The following is a 15896-nucleotide window of genomic DNA, read 5'->3' as shown; positions in this document are numbered from 1 at the left end:
CGGGCGCGACGCCTTCCCTTATCCCCGCTTTATTCCGCCGCGACCGCCGCAGCCTCGGCCATCGGCTGGGCGAGGTAGCGGGCATATTCCTTCGGCACGACGTGCCAGAAATGCTCCCGCTCCTGCGCCCAGTTGTTCAGCAGCCGGGCGGCGAGACGCGAGCCGGTTTCCTGCACGTGGCGTTCCACCAGCCCCTTCAGCACGCCGTCCCAATGGGCCGAGGCGAGCCGCGACCAGAGCAGCGTGTCCGGGTTGACCCGGCGTTCGAAGGTCGCTTCCGGATCGTATATGAAAGCCATGCCGCCGGTGAAGCCGGCGCCGAAATTGTCGCCGACCGCGCCCAGGATCACCACCGTGCCGCCGGTCATGTACTCGCAGCCATTGGCGCCGCAGCCCTCGATCACCGTCGTCGCGCCGCTGTTGCGGACGGCGAAGCGCTCGCCGGCCAGGCCGCCGGCGAAGAGCTCGCCGGCGGTCGCGCCGTAGAGGCAGGTATTGCCGATGATGCTGTTCTCGTTCCAGACGAGGGACGAGGAGGGCGCCGGGCGCACCACGATGGTGGCGCCCGACAGGCCCTTGCCGACATAGTCGTTGGCGTCGCCGAAGACCTCGAGCTTGAGGCCCTGCACCGCGAAGGCGCCGAGCGACTGGCCGGCGGTGCCGCGCAGGCGGACCGTGAGATGCCCCGGCTGCAGGCCGGTCATGCCGAAGGTCCGGGTGATCTTGCTGCTGATCTTGGTGCCGATGGCCCGGTGGGTGTTCCGGATGTTGTACTGCAGCTGCATCTTCTCGCCGCGCTCGAACAGCGCCGCGGCGTCGCGGATCATGTCGGCGTCCAAGGTCTCCGGCACCTCGGTGCGGCCTTCCTGGGTGCAGTAGCGGGCATGCGGGCCGGCATCCGCCTGCACGAGCAGCGGGTTGAGGTCGAGGTCGTCGAGGTCCTCCGACCCCCGGCTGACCTGCTTCAGCAGGTCGGTGCGGCCGATCACGTCGGTCAGCTTGCGGTAGCCGAGCGAGGCCAGGATCTCCCGCACCTCCTCCGCCACGAAGGAGAAGAGGTTGATCACCTTCTCCGGGGTGCCGGTGAACTTCTGCCGCAAGGTCTCGTCCTGGCTGCAGACGCCGACCGGGCAGGTGTTGCTGTGGCACTGCCGGACCATGATGCAGCCCATGGCGACGAGCGAGGCGGTGCCGATGCCGAATTCCTCGGCGCCGAGCATCGCCGCGATCACCACGTCGCGGCCGGTCTTGAGCCCGCCGTCGGTGCGCAGCTTCACCCGGTGGCGCAGCCGGTTGAGCTGCAGCACCTGGTGGGTCTCGGACAGGCCCATCTCCCAGGGCAGCCCGGCATACTTGATGCTGGACTGCGGCGAGGCGCCGGTGCCGCCGGAATGGCCGGAGACCAGGATGGCATCGGCCTTGGCCTTGGCGACGCCGGCGGCGATGGTGCCGATGCCCGAACGGGAGACCAGCTTCACGCAGACCGTCGCATCCGGGTTGATCTGCTTCAGGTCGTAGATGAGCTGCGCCAGGTCCTCGATCGAGTAGATGTCGTGGTGCGGCGGCGGCGAGATCAGCGTGACGCCCGGCGTCGAGTGGCGCAGCCTGGCGATCAGCCCGGTCACCTTGAAGCCGGGCAGCTGCCCGCCCTCGCCCGGCTTGGCGCCCTGCGCCACCTTGATCTCGATCTCCTTGCAGGCGTTCAGGTACTCGGCGGTGACGCCGAAGCGGCCGGAGGCGATCTGCTTGATGGCGCTGTTGGCGTTGTCGCCATTGGCGCGCGGCTTGGCGCGGGCCGGGTCCTCGCCGCCCTCGCCCGAATCGCTGCGGGCGCCGATGCGGTTCATCGCGATCGACAACGTCTCATGCGCCTCGGGGCTGAGCGCGCCGAGCGAGATGCCGGGCGCGACCAGGCGCTTGCGAATCTCGGTGATGCTCTCGACCTCCTCGAGGGCGATCGCCGTCCGGCCCTCGGTGCGGAAGTCGAGCAGGTCGCGCAGCGCCACGGGCGGCAGCTTCCGCACGGCGTCCGAGTAGCGCTTGAAGGTGGTGTAGCTGTCGGTCTCGACCGCGCGCTGCAAGGTATGGATCAGCCCGCCGTCGAAGGCATGGCTCTCGCCGCGCTTCCGCAGCTTGTACAACCCGCCGACCGGCAGCGTCACGGCGTCGGCGTCCCAGGCGGTGCGGTGCAGCGCCAGCACGCGCCGGGCGATGCCCTGCAGGCCGATGCCGGAGATGCGCGACGGGATGCCGGGCAGGAACTCGGCGACGAGGGCGCGCGACAGGCCGATCGCCTCGAAGTTCATGCCGCCGCGGTAGCTGCTGATGACCGAGATGCCGATCTTCGACATCACCTTCAGCAGGCCCTTGTCCACCGCCTTCTTGTAGTGGGCAACGCAGTCCTTCAGCGAGGTCTCGCCGAACAAGCCGCGCCGGTGGCGGTCGGCGATGCTCTCCTGCGCCAGGTAGGCGTTCACCGTGGTGGCGCCGGCGCCGATCAGCACGGCGAAGTAGTGCACGTCGACGCATTCCGCGCTGCGCACGTTGAGGCTGGTGAAGGTCCGCAGCGAGGTCTTGACCAGGTGCGCATGCACGCCGGCCACGGCCAGGATCATCGGGATCGGCGCGCGGTCCGGGCCCTGGTGCTCGTCGGTCAGGATGATGTGGGCGCAGCCGCTGCGTACGCCCTCCTCCGCCTCGCGGCGGATGCGCTCCATGGCGCGGCGCAGGCCAGGCTCGCCATCCGAGACCGCGAAGGTGCAGTCCACCTCGCAGGCCGTGGCGCCCATGTAGTCGCGCATGGCGGCGAACTCGGCCGTGGACAGCACCGGGCTGTCCAGCATCAGCATGTCGCACTGGGTCGGGTCCTCGTCGAGGATGTTCCCGAGATTGCCCAGCCGGGTCTTCAGCGTCATCACCCGCGTCTCGCGCAGGCTGTCGATCGGCGGGTTGGTGACCTGGCTGAAGGTCTGGCGGAAATAGTGGTGCAGGCCGCGATACTGGCCCGACAGCACCGCGATCGGCGTGTCGTCGCCCATCGAGCCGATGGCCTCGGCGCTGTCCTCCACCATCGGGTGCAGGATGGTTTCCAGCTCCTCGAGCGTATAGCCGACCGCGAGCTGGCGGCGGCGCAGCACCTCCCCGGTATAGGTCACCGGCTCGCCCTGCTCGGCCTTGACGATGCCGTCGATGCGGATGGTGCGGTCGGTCCACTGGCCATAGGGTCGGCGCGCCGCCATCATGTCCTTCAGCGCCGCATCGGTGTAGAACTTGCCCTCGGCGAGGTCGACGCCGATGCACTGGCCCGGCCCGACCCGGCCCTTGGCGACGATCGCCTCCTCGGGGATCTTCACCATGCCGGTCTCGGAGCCGACCATCAGCAGCCCATCGGCGGTCTGGGTGTAGCGCAGCGGGCGCAGGCCGTTGCGGTCGAGCCCGGCGACCATCCAGCGGCCATCGGTGCCGCAGATCGCCGCCGGCCCGTCCCAGGGCTCCATGACGGCGTTGCAGTACAAGAAGAATTCGCGGTGCGCCTCGGGCATCGTGGCGTTGTTGCCGATGCTCTCGGGGATCAGCATGGCCTTGGCCATCGGCGCGTCGCGGCCGCCGCGCACCAGCAACTCGAAGACGTTGTCGAGCGTCGCGGTATCCGACCCGCCGGCCTGCACGATCGGCTTGATGTCGTCGAGATAGGGGTCGAGCAGCGGGTGCGACAGCCGCGTCTCGTGGCTCTTCATCCAGTTGGCGTTGCCGTGGACGGTGTTGATCTCGCCGTTATGCGCGATCATCCGGAAGGGCTGGGCCAGGCGCCAGGTCGGGAAGGTGTTGGTGCTGTAGCGCTGGTGATAGACGGCGAAGCGGGAGACGAAGCGCGCGTCGAGCAGGTCCGGGTAGAATTCCGTCAGGCTCTCCGCCAGGAACATGCCCTTGTAGATCAGCGAGCGGCTGGACAGCGAGCAGAGGTAGAGCTCGGGGATCTGCGAGGCGATGGCCTGCTTCTCGATGCGGCGGCGGATGACGTACATGTCCCGCTCGACGACCGACTCCTCGCGCTGCTCCGGGTCGTAGATCAGGATCTGCTCGATCTCCGGCCGCGTCGCATTGGCCTTCTCGCCGATGCAGGCGGTGTTGATCGGCACCTGGCGCCAGGAATAGATGCCGTAGCCCGCCGTCAGGATCTCGGTCTCGACGATCTGCCGGCAGCGCTCCTGCGCGCCGAGATCGGTCTTCGGCAGGAAGACCATGCCGACCGCGATGCGGCCGGGACGCATGCGGTCGCCGCCGCGCTGCACGACCTCGGCGAAGAAGTCCTGCGGCACCTCGATATGGATGCCGGCGCCGTCGCCGGTCTTGCCGTCGGCGTCGACCGCGCCGCGGTGCCAGACCGCCTTCAGCGCGTCGATGCCGGCCTGCACGACGCGGCGATGCGCGCGGCCGTCGAGGGAGGCGACCAGGCCGACGCCGCAGGCGTCGTGCTCGACCGTGTCGATGCCCGCCGATTCGAGGCGGGCCTGGTTCGCCCGGAAGCTTTCGACGAAGGCAGCGCCGCTCTCGTTGATGCCGTCCATGGGTGTCACTCCGCCGCCACGGCCAGCTTGTTGCCGGCCTTTGCCTTCACATAAGCGTCGATCTGGTCGGCCGCGTCGCGGCCGTCGCGGATCGCCCAGACCACCAGGGACGCGCCGCGGACGATGTCGCCGCCGGCGAAGACGCCGGGCAGGTCGGTCATCATGGTGCGGTGGTGCACGCGCAGCGTGCCCCACCTGGTCACCGGCAGCGCCGGCTCGTCGAAGGCGCGCGGCAGGTCCTCGGGGTCGAAGCCCAGCGCCTTGATGGCGAGGTCGCAGGGGATGGTGAAGGCGCTGCCGGGGATCGGCGCCACCTGCTGCCGGCCCGTCGCGTCCGGCAGGCCGAGATGCATCCGCACGGCGCGCACGCCGCTCACCTGGCCCTCGCCCCCGCCGGCGGAGCCGGCATCGCCGACAAAGGCCTCCGGCGCCGCGAGCCAGGCGAATTCCACGCCCTCCTCCTCGGCGTTCTTCACCTCGCGCATCGAGCCCGGCATGTTCGCCTTGTCCCGCCGGTAGAGGCAGGTGACGGCCGCCGCGCCCTGGCGCACCGCGGTGCGGACGCAGTCCATGGCGGTGTCGCCGCCGCCGACCACGACCACCCGCTTGCCCTGGGCATTCAGGGCGCCGGAGGCGAAGTCCGGCACCGCGTCGCCGAGGTTGTCGCGGTTCGACGCGGTCAGGTAGTCGAGCGCGGCGACGATGCCGCCGAGCCCGCTGCCGATGCCCTCGATGTCGCGCGCCTTGTAGACGCCGGTGGCGATGAAGACGGCGTCGTGCCGCTCGCGCAGCTCGGCCAGGGTCACGTCCTGCCCGACGGCGCAGTTCAGGTGGAAGTGAATGCCGCCCGCCTCGTACTGTTGCCAGCGGCGGAGCACGACCTCCTTCTCCAGCTTGAAGTTCGGGATGCCGTAGATCATCAGCCCGCCGACCCGGTCGTAGCGGTCGTAGACATGCACCTGGTAGCCGCGCAGGCGCAGCTTCTCGGCCGCCGCCAGGCCGCCCGGGCCGGCGCCGATGATGCCGACGCTCCAGGGCAGCTCCTGCCGCGGGGTCGGCGGCTTGACCCAGCCCTTCTCCCAGGCGGTGTCGGTGATGTATTTCTCGACCGCGCCGATGGTGACGCTCTCGAAGCCCTTCTCGATGACGCAGTTGCCCTCGCAGAGCCGGTCCTGCGGGCAGATGCGGCCGCAGATCTCGGGGAAGGTATTGGTGGCGGCGGAGACCTCGTAGGCTTCCTCCAGGCGGCCTTCCGCGGTCAGCTTCAGCCAGTCCGGGATGTTGTTGTTCAGCGGGCAGTGCACCGAGCAGAAGGGCACGCCGCACTGGCTGCAGCGGCTGGACTGCTCGGCCGCCGCGTCGGCGGCGAACTCCCGGTAGATCTCGCCGAAATCGGACCGCCGGGCCGCGACGTCGCGCTTCTCCGGCTGGGCCTGGGAGAGACGCACGAATTGCAGCATCCGTTCGGCCATGGCGCGGTCCTTGCATGCACAGAAGCTGGATCGTCGGGCACGGCGCATCGGGAGACCCGCAAGGCACACGCGTCCGGCCACCCAGGAGGGCGTTGGACGCAGCAATAGGACCGCCCGCGGCCGCAGGCGAGTCCTTTTTTGATCATAAGACAGCTTTGCTGCCCTACTGGGCCGGCGGCAATCGCCCCAGCACGGCCCCGGTCAGCCCGGCCCGATTCATTGGGTCCGAATCGGACCAATCAATTCGCGACAGCCGGCCGCCGCCCCCCGCCCGGCCGGAACCGGGAGAGATAGCCCGGCACCACCGCTTCGACGGACTTGGCGGCGATGCCGAGCTCCGCCAGCCCCTTCGTCCCCGGCGCCACCACATTGTCCCGTTGCAGCATGACCAGCTGGTCCCGGGTCAGCGGCGGGTTGGGCAGGAATTCCGACAGCCGCGCCTGCAGCCGCACCAGCCCGTCCGGCATGTCCACCATCGGCCGGCGATGCCCGGTGACGTCCAGGATGAAGCGCAGCAGGTCGCGGAAGCTGATCGCCCGCGGCCCGCCCAGCTCGTAGGTCTGGCCGACCGCGTCGTCCCGCGTCGCCGCCGCCGCCACCGCATCGGCCACGTCGCCGACATAGACCGGCTGGAAGCGCGCGGCGCCGGCCACCACGGGCATGAAGGGCAGCAGCCGTGCCATACCGGCGAAGCGGTTGAAGAACTGGTCCTCAGGCCCGAAGACAATGGAAGGCCGCAGGATCACCGCGCCGGGGAAGGCCGCGCGCACCGCCGCCTCGCCCGCCGCCTTGGTCTTCCCGTACTGGCTCGGGCTGGCCGGGTCGGCGCCGATCGCCGAGACCTGCACCAGACGCTCCACCCCCGCCTCGGCCGAAAGCCGCGCCACCGTGTCGGCGCCCTCCGCCTGCAGCCGCTGGAAGTCGCCGGGCTTCCGCTCGTGCAGGATGCCGACCAGGTTCACCACCAAGTCGGCGCCGGCGACCGCGCGGGCGACGGCGCCGGGATCGGTGACGCTGGCCGCCAGCGGCACGATCTGCCCGACCCGCCCCTGGGTCTGCAGGAAGTGCCCGGCATTCGGGTGGCTGGTGGCGATGCGCACCACGTAATCCATGTTCGCCAGCCGCTGCACCACGTAGCGGCCGATGAAGCCGGTCCCTCCGAAGACCGTGGCGACCTTGCGTACCGTGGTTCCGCGCATGCTCTGGGCTCCCATCGAGGCAGCCGGACGATATGGCGCGCCGGCCGGCAGCGCCAACCGGCGGCCGGATGCAGCCGCCATGGATCACGCCAAAAACCCGGCCCGAGGGCGCTTGACGCCCCCCGGCCAGCGCTCTATTTCCGCGCTCCCGGCGGACGACACCCCGTCGGTGCCGCAGCCTGTGCCCAGGTGGTGGAATTGGTAGACGCGCTGGCTTCAGGTGCCAGTGACCGCAAGGTCGTGAAGGTTCGAGTCCTTTCCTGGGCACCATCCCCTGCAGCGGGCACCGCCCCGGCCATAGGCCGGAACCGGCTCCGCCGAACCAGCCACCGGGCCCCGTGCGAACCTTTCTCTTCCCGCCCGGCCGCCCAAGGAGGCGCCCCGTGATCACCCTGCACCGGCACGATCTGCCCGACGGCCTTTCGCTCGGCCCCCTGGTGGCGATCGATACCGAGACCATGGGCCTGAAGCCGCAGCGCGACCGGCTCTGCCTGGTGCAGCTCTCCTCCGGCGACGGCAACGCGCACCTGGTGCAGATCGTCCCGCCCGCGCTCGGCGGCCGCGGCGCCGATTGCCCGAACCTGAAGGCCATGCTGGCCGACCCGGGCACCACCAAGCTGTTCCACTTCGCCCGCTTCGATTGCGCTGCCCTGCAGCACAACCTCGGCGTCACGGTCGCGCCGGTCATCTGCACCAAGGTCGCCGCCAAGCTGGTCCGCACCTTCACCGACCGGCACGGGCTGAAGGACCTCTGCAAGGAGCTGCTCGGGGTCGAGCTGTCGAAGCAGCAGCAGAGCTCGGACTGGGGCGCGCCGGAGCTGACCGCCGAGCAGATGGCCTATGCGGCCTCCGACGTGCTGCATCTGCATGCGCTCTGGGCGCGGCTGGAAGGCCTGCTGCGGCGCGAGGACCGGCTGGAGCTGGCGCAGGCCTGCTTCGGCTTCCTGCCGACCCGCGGCGCGCTCGACCTGCTCGGATACGCGGAGCCCGACATCTTCGCGCATTGACGGCCGGGCCATGGACGCGGCCCGGCCCGGCTCCCGCCGCCCTTCACCGGGCGGCAACACCCTGGCACGATTCTTGTCCGATACGGGAACGGCTCATTGACCCCTGCGGCACCCCGGCCCATACAGTCGGCCGTGGACCTGACCCAGCGCGCCCCTTCGCCGATCCGTGACCGCCACGCCCGGCGCCCTGCCCGGGCTGCCGCGGTATGCCGCTGGTGATGCCGGACCGCACCCCGCCCCCGCGCCCCGCGCCCCGCAGCCAGGCCGCCGCCCCGCTTGGTCCCGGGGCCGGCCAGGCGCCGCGCCACATGCTGCCGCCCTCCCGCGCCCGGGCTGCCCCGACCGTCGGCCAGATGGCGCGCCGCCGCTTCCTGGTGGCCTGGACCAAGCGGCTGCTGCCGGCCCTCGCCCTGGTGCTGCTCGGCGCCGTGGTCTTCTGGCCGGAGATCGAGGGGAACGAGGATCGTTCCCGCGTCTCCTTCCGCCGCACCGTGCAGCCGCGGGCCGAGGCGCTGCGGGTGGTCAACCCGCGCTACCAGGGGGTGGACGAGCTGAACCGCCCCTTCACCGTCACCGCCCGCGACGGCCAACAGGAAGGCGCCGCCGAGATCCTCAACCTCGAGGAACCGCGCGGCGACATCACCATGAGCGACGGCGCCTGGATCTACGTGCAGTCCCGCACCGGCCGCTACGACAAGCCGGCCGGCAAGCTCGACCTCGCGGGGGATGTCACGATCTACCATGACAACGGCACCATGCTGCTGACCCAAGAAGCGAAGGTGGAGATGGAGGCCGGCACCGCCGAGGGCGACACGCCCGTCGCCGCCCAGGGCGGCTTCGGCACCCTGACGGCCGAGGGCTTCCGCATCCGCGACCGCGGCGCGGTGGTGGTCTTCACCGGCCGCGCCCATGCGGTGCTGGAGGGGGGCCGCTGATGCGCCGCGCCTTTCTCCTCGCCGCGCTCGCCGCCGTGCCGCTGGCCGCGCTCGGCCAGAACATCGACCTGTCGCAGGGCGGCCCGGTGGACGTCACCGCGACCGACGGCATCGAGTGGCGCCAGGCCGAGCAGGTGGTGATCGCCCGCGGCAATGCCCGCGCGGTCCGCGCCGGCGTGACGGTCGAGGCCGACCGGCTGCTGGCCCGCTACCGTCCCGCTCGCCAGCCGGCAGGGGCCGCCGCGCCGCAGCAGGCAGCCGCGCCGATGGATGCCACGCCCGGCGGCAACAACGAGATCTGGCGGCTGGAGGCCGAGGGGCGGGTGAAGATCACCACCGCGACCGACACCGCCCGCGGCGACCGCGCGGTCTACGACATCGACCAGGCGGTGCTGGTGCTGACCGGCCGCGACCTCTCGCTGACCACGGCGCAGCAGGTCATCACCGCCAAGGACAGCCTGGAATACTGGTCGCAGAAGCGCATGGCGGTCGCCCGCGGCGCCGCCGTGGTGACCGAGCCGGCGGAGAACCGCCGGGTCGCCGGCGACACCCTGGTGGCCTATTTCCTGGAAGGTGCCGGCGGCCCGGGCGCGCCGCCCGCGCCCCGCCCGGCGCCGGCGCCCGGGGAGAAGGAGCCGCCCGGCGCCGGCCGGATGGACCGGGTCGAGGCCTATGGCAATGTCGAGATCCGCACCGCGACCGAGGTGGTGCGCGGCGACCGCGGCATCTACAGCGCGCAGACCGGGATGGCGCGGCTGCTCGGCAATGTCCGCATCACCCGCGGCGACAACCAGATCAACGGGCGGGAAGCCATCGTGAACATGCGGACCGGCGTGGCCCGGCTGGTTTCCTCGCCCGGCGCCCGGGTGCAGGGGCTGATCGTGCCGAACCAGCAGGAGGGCGCGGCCGAGAAGGGCCAGCCCGACAAGTCGCAGCCCGCCCCGGGCGCCGGGTCCGTGAGGATCGGCCGATGAGCGAGACGCTGAGCCAGGCGCTGCACGCACCGATGCTGAAATCCCTGCCCGGCGAGGGCGGCCTCGCCGCCTTCGGCCTCGGCAAGCGCTACCGCAAGCGGCCCGTCGTGCGGAACGTCTCGATCAACCTGAAGCGCGGCGAGGCGGTCGGGCTGCTGGGGCCCAACGGCGCCGGCAAGACCACGACCTTCTACATGATCACCGGCCTGGTGCAGCCGGACGAGGGCCGCGTGGTGATGGACGGCCACGACGTCACCACCCTGCCGATGTACCGCCGCGCCCGGCTCGGCCTCGGCTACCTGCCGCAGGAGGCCTCGATCTTCCGCGGCCTGTCGGTCGAGGACAACATCCGCGCCGCGCTCGAGGTGGTCGAGCCGGTGCGCGACCGGCGCGAGCAGATGCTGGACGCGCTGCTGGCGGAGTTCGGCATCGCCCATCTGCGCCGCGCCCCGGCGCTCGCGCTGTCGGGCGGCGAGCGGCGGCGCTGCGAGATCGCGCGCGCCCTCGCCACTCATCCTTCCTACATCCTTTTGGACGAGCCTCTGGCCGGCATCGACCCGATCGCGGTCGGCGAGATCCGCGACCTGGTGAAGCATCTGAAGGACCGCGGCATCGGCGTGCTGATCACCGACCACAACGTGCGCGAGACGCTGGAGATCATCGACCGCGCCTACATCCTGCATGACGGGCAGGTGCTGATGGAAGGCGCGCCGCGCGATATCGTGGCGCATGAGGGCGTGCGCCGGGTCTATCTCGGCGAAAGGTTCAGCCTGTGAACCCGCCAGCGCGCGCGGCGCGCAACCGCCCGGTACGCAGGTTGCGGCAGTGCCGCAACGGTGTGGCGGCTGCGTACCGGGCGGCCTAGGGATGAGCATGGCGCCTCGCCTCGACCTGCGGCAGTCGCAGTCGTTGGTGATGACGCCGCAGCTGCGGCAGGCGATCAAGCTGCTGCAGTCGAGCAACCTGGAAGTCGCCGCCTTCGTCGAGGAGGAGCTGGAGCGCAACCCGCTGCTCGAGCGCGACGAGCGCATCCTGGCCGGCCCGGATGACGGCCACCGCGTCGATCCCCTGCCCGCCGCCGCCGCCGCGCCCGACAGCCACAGCGCGGCGGTCTCGGATGCCCTGCCGCAGGAGCATGCCTCGCCGCTCGATGCGGACTGGAGCAACGTCTACGACGCCGGCGGCGGCTTCGAATCGCCCTATGGCCGCGGCGGCCGGGCCGATTTCGCAGACGACCTCTCGGGGGTCGAGGACTTGGCCGCCGCCGGCCGGACGCTGCGCGAGCACCTGGGCGAGCAGGTCCGCCTGACCTTCCGGGATGCCCGCGACCGGCTGATCGCGGCGCAGCTGCTGGCCATGGTCGATGCCGCCGGCCGCCTGCCGGTCGAGGACGCGGCGATCGCCGAGGCCATGGGCTGCGCGCCCGAGAAGGTGCAGGCGGTGCGCGCCCGCATGCAGCGCTTCGACCCGCCCGGCATGTTCGCGCGCAACCTGGCGGAATGCCTGGCCATCCAGCTCGCCGAGCAGAACCGGCTGGACCCGGCGATGCAGGCGCTGCTCGACAACCTCGACATGCTGGCGCGGCGCGACAGGCCTGGGCTGATGGCGGTCTGCGGCGTCGATGCCGAGGACATGGCGGAGATGATCGCCGAGCTGAAGCGGCTGGACCCGAAGCCCGGCGCCAGCTTCGACCAGCTGCCGGCGGCGGTGGTGGTGCCCGACGTGCTGATGCGCCGCGCCGAGGACGGCAGCTGGCTGCTCGAGCTGAACCCCGAGACCCTGCCGCGCGTGCTGGTCAACCGCGGCTTCTACGCCCGCTGCCAGGTCGGCAGCCGCAGCAGGGACGACAAGGTCTTCCTGGCGGAGAAGCTGCAGAGCGCCAACTGGCTGCTGAAGAGCCTGGAGCAGCGCGCCAGCACCATCATCAAGGTGGCGCAGGAGATCGTCCGCCGGCAGGACGGCTTCTTCCGCCACGGCGTGGAATACCTGCGGCCGCTCATCCTGCGCGACATCGCCGAGGAGGTGCAGATGCACGAGAGCACCGTCAGCCGGGTCACCGCCAACAAGTACATCGCCACGCCCCGCGGCACCTTCGAGCTGAAGTACTTCTTCACCACCGCCATCGCCGGCACCCATGGCGGCGAGCAGCACAGCGCCGAGGCCGTGCGCTGGCGGATCCGCGGCATGATCGCCGCCGAGGACCCCGAGGCGGTCCTCTCCGACGATGCAATTGTTGAGCGATTGCGACAGGAAGGCGTGGACATCGCCAGGCGAACGGTGGCCAAATACCGAGAGGCGTTGCGCATCCCATCATCGGTGCAACGCAAACGGGAGAAGGCCGTCCCGGCCTGATCCTGCCGGACGGCCAAGGGCTTCCGTGGCCGGGCGGCACGCACAGGGTGCGAGACCGTCCTCGCCACCATGGGCCCTGCCGGGCGCCCTTCCCAAACAGGGAAAGGAGGGATTGCCCCCATGCACGTCACCGTTGCCGGCAAGCAGGTCGAGACCGGGGAAGCGCTGCAGACCCATGTCCGGGAAGGCCTGGCCTCCATCACGCAGAAATATTTCGACCATGCGCTGGAGGCGAACGTCACCTTCCGGCGCGACGTGAAGGGGAAAGCCGGCGCCTTCGCCTGCGACATCAACCTGAAGGCCGGGCGCAACCTGTTCATGCGGGGCGAAGGAGAGGGTGTCGACGCGCACCGCGCCTTCGAGGTGGCGGCGGAGCATGTCGCAAAGCGCCTGCGCCGCTACCGGCGGCGGGTGAACGAGCACGCGCGCAGCCTGGCCGAGGTGCGGGCGCCCGAGGCCGAGGCGGAGGTCGAAACCGCCACGCAATACGTGCTGCAGCCGGAGGACGAGGCCGAGGCGGCCGGGGCCGCACCGGCGGACGGCGCGCGGATCGATCACAGCGTCATCGTCGCCGAGCAGCCGACCGCGATCGCCCGGCTGACGGTGAGCGAGGCGGTGATGCGGCTCGACCTCACGCATCAGCCGGTGCTGATGTTCCGCAACAGCGGCTCGGGCGTGCTGAACGTGGTTTATCGCCGCGCCGATGGCTGCGTCGGCTGGATCGACGCGCCGGCAGGCTAGCGCCGCCCCCGCAGGAGGTCCCGGCGCGGCGACCCGCCGCCGCGCCGTGACGCCGCCCCGGTCAATGGACCAGGGCGGGCGCCATCTCGTGCTGCAGGATGGCGGCGATCGCCATCTCGGCATTCGGTGCGGCGCCGATCGGGGTGCCATCCGCGGCATGGATCGCCATGGCATGCACGCCGTTCACCAGAACCGGCCGGATATAGGCGATTTCCTGGGCGCCGAAGCTCTGCCAGTCCGCGACCGACAACTGGCGCAGGGAGAGCGCGGCGTTGCTGGCCTCGACCGGGCCGTTGTTCTGGTTGCTGCTCTTCATGTTGCATTCTCCTTCCGGCATGGCCGAAGCCCATGCGGCGCGGAGCTTCCAAGGACCCTAGCGCCGTGCAGCGCGCCGGGTTCGCTCATCGGCCCCGGATGGTCGTGTGATCCGGCGGGGACCAAGCCTTCATCAAGTCCGGGTCACCCGCCCCTCGACGATCGGTCGGGCGGCGCCGTTCACCTTCGGGCCGCTGGCCTCGCCGTTGGCGGTCCCGCCGCCGATCGGGATGGTCTTCACCCGGACCTCCGGCTGCGGCCGACGCAGGTCGACATGCAGCAGGCCGTTGTCGAGCCAGGCCCCTTCCACGTCGATCCCCTCGGCCAGGACGAAGGCGCGCTGGAACTGCCGCGCGGCGATGCCGCGATGCAGGAAGATCCGGCCGTCGGAATCGTCCTTCTGCCGGCCGCGGATCACCAGCTGGTTGTCCTCCTGCGTGATCTGCAGGTCCTCCATCGCGAAGCCGGCGACGGCCAGGGTGATGCGCAGCCGGTTGTCGCCGGTCTGCTCGATATTGTAGGGCGGGTAGCCGTCGGCGTTCTTGGCGACCCGGTCGAGCATCTGCTCGAGGTGGTCGAAGCCGAGGAACAGGGGCGATCCGAAGACCGATGGGCGGGACATGGTGGCCTCCTCATGCGGAGCGAAGCGGCGGGCCGGGCCCGAAGCACCCGGTCACGCATGGGAATGTCGTCAGCCGGGGCCGCCGTTGCAAGGGGGTCACGCGGGGGCTACTTCCGCCCCATCATGTCCGACCAAGATCTCCTGCCCATCCTCCTGGTGCCCGACCCGCGGCTGCGCGCCAAGGCGAAGCCGGTGGGCCCCGCCGATGCCGATGCCGTCCGCGCCCTCGCGCCGCGGATGCTGGACGCCATGTACAAGGCGCCCGGCATCGGCCTGGCGGCGCCCCAGGTCGGGGCGCTGCTGCGGATGTTCGTGGTCGACATCCAGAAGGGCGACAAGCCGGACCCCATGGTGCTGGTGAACCCGGAGATCGTCGCGGTCAGCGAGGAACTGGCGGAGCGGGAGGAAGGCTGCCTCTCCCTCCCCGGCCAGTATGCCGACGTGACCCGCCCGGCGCGGGTCAAGCTGCGCTACCACGACCTCGGCGGCGCGAAGCGGGAGATCGAGGCGGACGGGCTGCTGGCCACCTGCCTGCAGCATGAATACGACCACCTGGACGGCGTGCTCTTCGTCGACCACATCAGCACGCTGAAACGGAACATGCTGCTGCGGAAGCTGGCCAAGGACCTGAAGAACAAGGCGCGCGAGGGCGCGTGATGCGCCTCGCCTTCATGGGCAGCCCGGATTTCGCCGTGCCGGCCCTGCGGGCGCTGCATGCGGCGGGGCACGAGATCGCGGCGGTCTATTGCCAGCCGCCCCGCCCGGCCGGGCGGGGCCAGCGGGAGACGCCCTGCCCGGTGCACCAGGCGGCGCTGGCGCTGGGGCTGCCGGTGCGGACGCCGGCGCGGGTGCGGAAGGACGCCGCCGAGCACGCCGCCTTCGCCGCGCTCGGCCTCGATGCCGCCGTCGTCGCCGCCTATGGGCTGATCCTGCCGAAGGCCATGCTGGATGCGCCGCGGCGGGGGTGCCTCAACATCCATGCCTCCCTGCTGCCGCGCTGGCGCGGCGCGGCGCCGATCCAGGCGGCGATCCTGGCCGGGGACGCCGAAAGCGGCGTCACCATCATGCAGATGGAGGAAGGGCTGGATACCGGCCCGATGCTGCTGAAGGGCGCCACCCCGATCGGCCCGCGCACCACGACGCCCGAGCTGCACGACGCGCTCGCCGGGATCGGCGCGGCGCTGATCCTGCGCGCGCTGGCCGAGCCGCCGGCGCCGGTGCCGCAGCCGGAGGCGGGCGTCACCCATGCCGCGAAGCTGACCAAGGCCGACGGCGTGCTGGACTGGGCAGAGGACGCGGCCTCACTGGATCGCCGGGTGCGGGCGCTGAACCCCTGGCCGGGCACCTTCTTCGGCCATGCCGGGGAGCAGATCCGGGTTCTCGCGGCCGAGCCTTCGCCGGGGGCAGGCCCGCCGGGCACGGTGCTGGACGATGCCGCGACCATCGCCTGCGGATCGGGCGCGCTGCGCCTGCTGCGGCTGCAGCGCCCGGGCCGCGGGCCGCTGCCGGCGGCGGATTTCCTGCGCGGCTTCCCGCTGGCGCCGGGGACGCGGCTCCGGGGCGGCGCCGTTGCTTCCGCTTAGGAAAATGGAAGGCCGGGGAGAAAGTATTCTCCCCGGACCCCTCATCTACTTTTCTGGGTCTGGCACCCGCCGCGCGGCGAGCGCCAAGCCCACAAAAAGGAAGGGAGGTGTTCGGGAAGGGAAGACTT

The 15896-nt window shown here is 71.1% G+C and carries 13 protein-coding genes and 1 tRNA gene; 9 read left to right on the top strand and 5 right to left on the bottom strand.

Translation table 11 applies throughout. The annotated features are described in order from the left end of the window. Positions 1-29: 29 nt before the first annotated feature. The 3 genes from gltB to E2C06_RS10775 form a co-directional block, all read right to left on the bottom strand. Positions 30-4568: a glutamate synthase large subunit gene (gene gltB, locus E2C06_RS10785; RefSeq protein WP_133288610.1), complete on the bottom strand. Its 4539-nt coding sequence runs from the start codon at positions 4566-4568 to the stop codon at positions 30-32. Positions 4569-4573: 5 nt separating this feature from the next. Beyond that, on the bottom strand, positions 4574-6040 hold the full coding sequence (locus tag E2C06_RS10780; RefSeq protein ID WP_133288609.1) for an NAD(P)-dependent oxidoreductase: 1467 nt from the start codon (positions 6038-6040) through the stop codon (positions 4574-4576). Between the two features lie 239 nt (positions 6041-6279). Next, on the bottom strand, positions 6280-7239 hold the full coding sequence (locus E2C06_RS10775; RefSeq protein ID WP_133288608.1) for a complex I NDUFA9 subunit family protein: 960 nt from the start codon (positions 7237-7239) through the stop codon (positions 6280-6282). A 183-nt stretch (positions 7240-7422) separates the two neighbouring features. On the opposite strand from E2C06_RS10775, the gene E2C06_RS10770 reads away from it, so the two are divergent. From E2C06_RS10770 to hpf, 7 genes are all read left to right on the top strand, one after another. Next, positions 7423-7509: transfer RNA gene (locus E2C06_RS10770), tRNA-Leu, on the top strand. A 113-nt stretch (positions 7510-7622) separates the two neighbouring features. Further along, on the top strand, positions 7623-8246 hold the full coding sequence (locus E2C06_RS10765) for a ribonuclease D (RefSeq protein WP_241671210.1): 624 nt from the start codon (positions 7623-7625) through the stop codon (positions 8244-8246). Between the two features lie 206 nt (positions 8247-8452). After that, positions 8453-9181: an LPS export ABC transporter periplasmic protein LptC gene (gene lptC / locus E2C06_RS10760; protein ID WP_241671209.1), complete on the top strand. Its 729-nt coding sequence runs from the start codon at positions 8453-8455 to the stop codon at positions 9179-9181. Then, positions 9181-10155 carry an LptA/OstA family protein gene (locus E2C06_RS10755; protein ID WP_133288607.1) on the top strand — a complete coding sequence of 325 codons (975 nt, stop codon included), beginning with the start codon at positions 9181-9183 and terminating at the stop codon, positions 10153-10155. Before lptC ends, E2C06_RS10755 begins: the two co-directional genes overlap by 1 nt. Continuing rightward, positions 10152-10931: an LPS export ABC transporter ATP-binding protein gene (lptB, locus tag E2C06_RS10750; RefSeq protein WP_133288606.1), complete on the top strand. Its 780-nt coding sequence runs from the start codon at positions 10152-10154 to the stop codon at positions 10929-10931. Before E2C06_RS10755 ends, lptB begins: the two co-directional genes overlap by 4 nt. Before the next feature lie 91 nt (positions 10932-11022). Further along, a complete protein-coding gene (rpoN, locus tag E2C06_RS10745; protein WP_133288605.1) occupies positions 11023-12507 on the top strand; it encodes an RNA polymerase factor sigma-54 in 1485 nt (494 codons plus the stop codon). A gap of 120 nt (positions 12508-12627) precedes the next feature. Next, positions 12628-13248 carry a ribosome hibernation-promoting factor, HPF/YfiA family gene (gene hpf / locus E2C06_RS10740; RefSeq protein ID WP_133288604.1) on the top strand — a complete coding sequence of 207 codons (621 nt, stop codon included), beginning with the start codon at positions 12628-12630 and terminating at the stop codon, positions 13246-13248. A 61-nt stretch (positions 13249-13309) separates the two neighbouring features. Here hpf and E2C06_RS10735 read toward each other — a convergent pair whose 3' ends face one another. Both E2C06_RS10735 and E2C06_RS10730 read right to left on the bottom strand, forming a co-directional pair. Further along, the gene (locus E2C06_RS10735) at positions 13310-13564 is read right to left on the bottom strand and encodes a DUF1150 family protein (protein WP_133288603.1); all 255 of its coding nucleotides are present in this window, start codon (positions 13562-13564) and stop codon (positions 13310-13312) included. Between the two features lie 132 nt (positions 13565-13696). Then, positions 13697-14185 carry an Hsp20 family protein gene (locus tag E2C06_RS10730; protein WP_133288602.1) on the bottom strand — a complete coding sequence of 163 codons (489 nt, stop codon included), beginning with the start codon at positions 14183-14185 and terminating at the stop codon, positions 13697-13699. A gap of 123 nt (positions 14186-14308) precedes the next feature. On the opposite strand from E2C06_RS10730, the gene def reads away from it, so the two are divergent. Both def and fmt read left to right on the top strand, forming a co-directional pair. Then, positions 14309-14842 (top strand): peptide deformylase, encoded by a 534-nt coding sequence (gene def, locus E2C06_RS10725; RefSeq protein ID WP_133288601.1) that lies wholly within the window; start codon positions 14309-14311, stop codon positions 14840-14842. Further along, positions 14842-15768, top strand: a complete 927-nt coding sequence (fmt, locus tag E2C06_RS10720) for a methionyl-tRNA formyltransferase (RefSeq protein ID WP_133288600.1) — start codon at positions 14842-14844, stop codon at positions 15766-15768. The genes def and fmt overlap by 1 nt, the downstream gene beginning before the upstream one ends. Positions 15769-15896 lie beyond the last annotated feature (128 nt).

Origin of the sequence: Dankookia rubra (assembly GCF_004355005.1) — a bacterium.
Classification (GTDB): domain Bacteria; phylum Pseudomonadota; class Alphaproteobacteria; order Acetobacterales; family Acetobacteraceae; genus Paracraurococcus; species Paracraurococcus ruber_A.
The sequence above is the reverse complement of the archived record's forward strand: the minus strand, read 5'-3'. Positions and strand labels throughout refer to the sequence as shown.

What these genes read in the sequence shown, in the direction of transcription:
- gltB (WP_133288610.1), bottom strand. Translation starts at nt 4,568, where the DNA reads ATGGACGGCATCAACGAGAGCGGCGCTGCCTTCGTCGAAAGCTTCCGG.
- E2C06_RS10780 (WP_133288609.1), bottom strand. Translation starts at nt 6,040, where the DNA reads ATGGCCGAACGGATGCTGCAATTCGTGCGTCTCTCCCAGGCCCAGCCG.
- E2C06_RS10775 (WP_133288608.1), bottom strand. Translation starts at nt 7,239, where the DNA reads ATGCGCGGAACCACGGTACGCAAGGTCGCCACGGTCTTCGGAGGGACC.
- lptC (WP_241671209.1), top strand. Translation starts at nt 8,453, where the DNA reads ATGCCGCTGGTGATGCCGGACCGCACCCCGCCCCCGCGCCCCGCGCCC.
- E2C06_RS10755 (WP_133288607.1), top strand. Translation starts at nt 9,181, where the DNA reads ATGCGCCGCGCCTTTCTCCTCGCCGCGCTCGCCGCCGTGCCGCTGGCC.
- lptB (WP_133288606.1), top strand. Translation starts at nt 10,152, where the DNA reads ATGAGCGAGACGCTGAGCCAGGCGCTGCACGCACCGATGCTGAAATCC.
- rpoN (WP_133288605.1), top strand. Translation starts at nt 11,023, where the DNA reads ATGAGCATGGCGCCTCGCCTCGACCTGCGGCAGTCGCAGTCGTTGGTG.
- hpf (WP_133288604.1), top strand. Translation starts at nt 12,628, where the DNA reads ATGCACGTCACCGTTGCCGGCAAGCAGGTCGAGACCGGGGAAGCGCTG.
- E2C06_RS10735 (WP_133288603.1), bottom strand. Translation starts at nt 13,564, where the DNA reads ATGAAGAGCAGCAACCAGAACAACGGCCCGGTCGAGGCCAGCAACGCC.
- E2C06_RS10730 (WP_133288602.1), bottom strand. Translation starts at nt 14,185, where the DNA reads ATGTCCCGCCCATCGGTCTTCGGATCGCCCCTGTTCCTCGGCTTCGAC.
- def (WP_133288601.1), top strand. Translation starts at nt 14,309, where the DNA reads ATGTCCGACCAAGATCTCCTGCCCATCCTCCTGGTGCCCGACCCGCGG.
- fmt (WP_133288600.1), top strand. Translation starts at nt 14,842, where the DNA reads ATGCGCCTCGCCTTCATGGGCAGCCCGGATTTCGCCGTGCCGGCCCTG.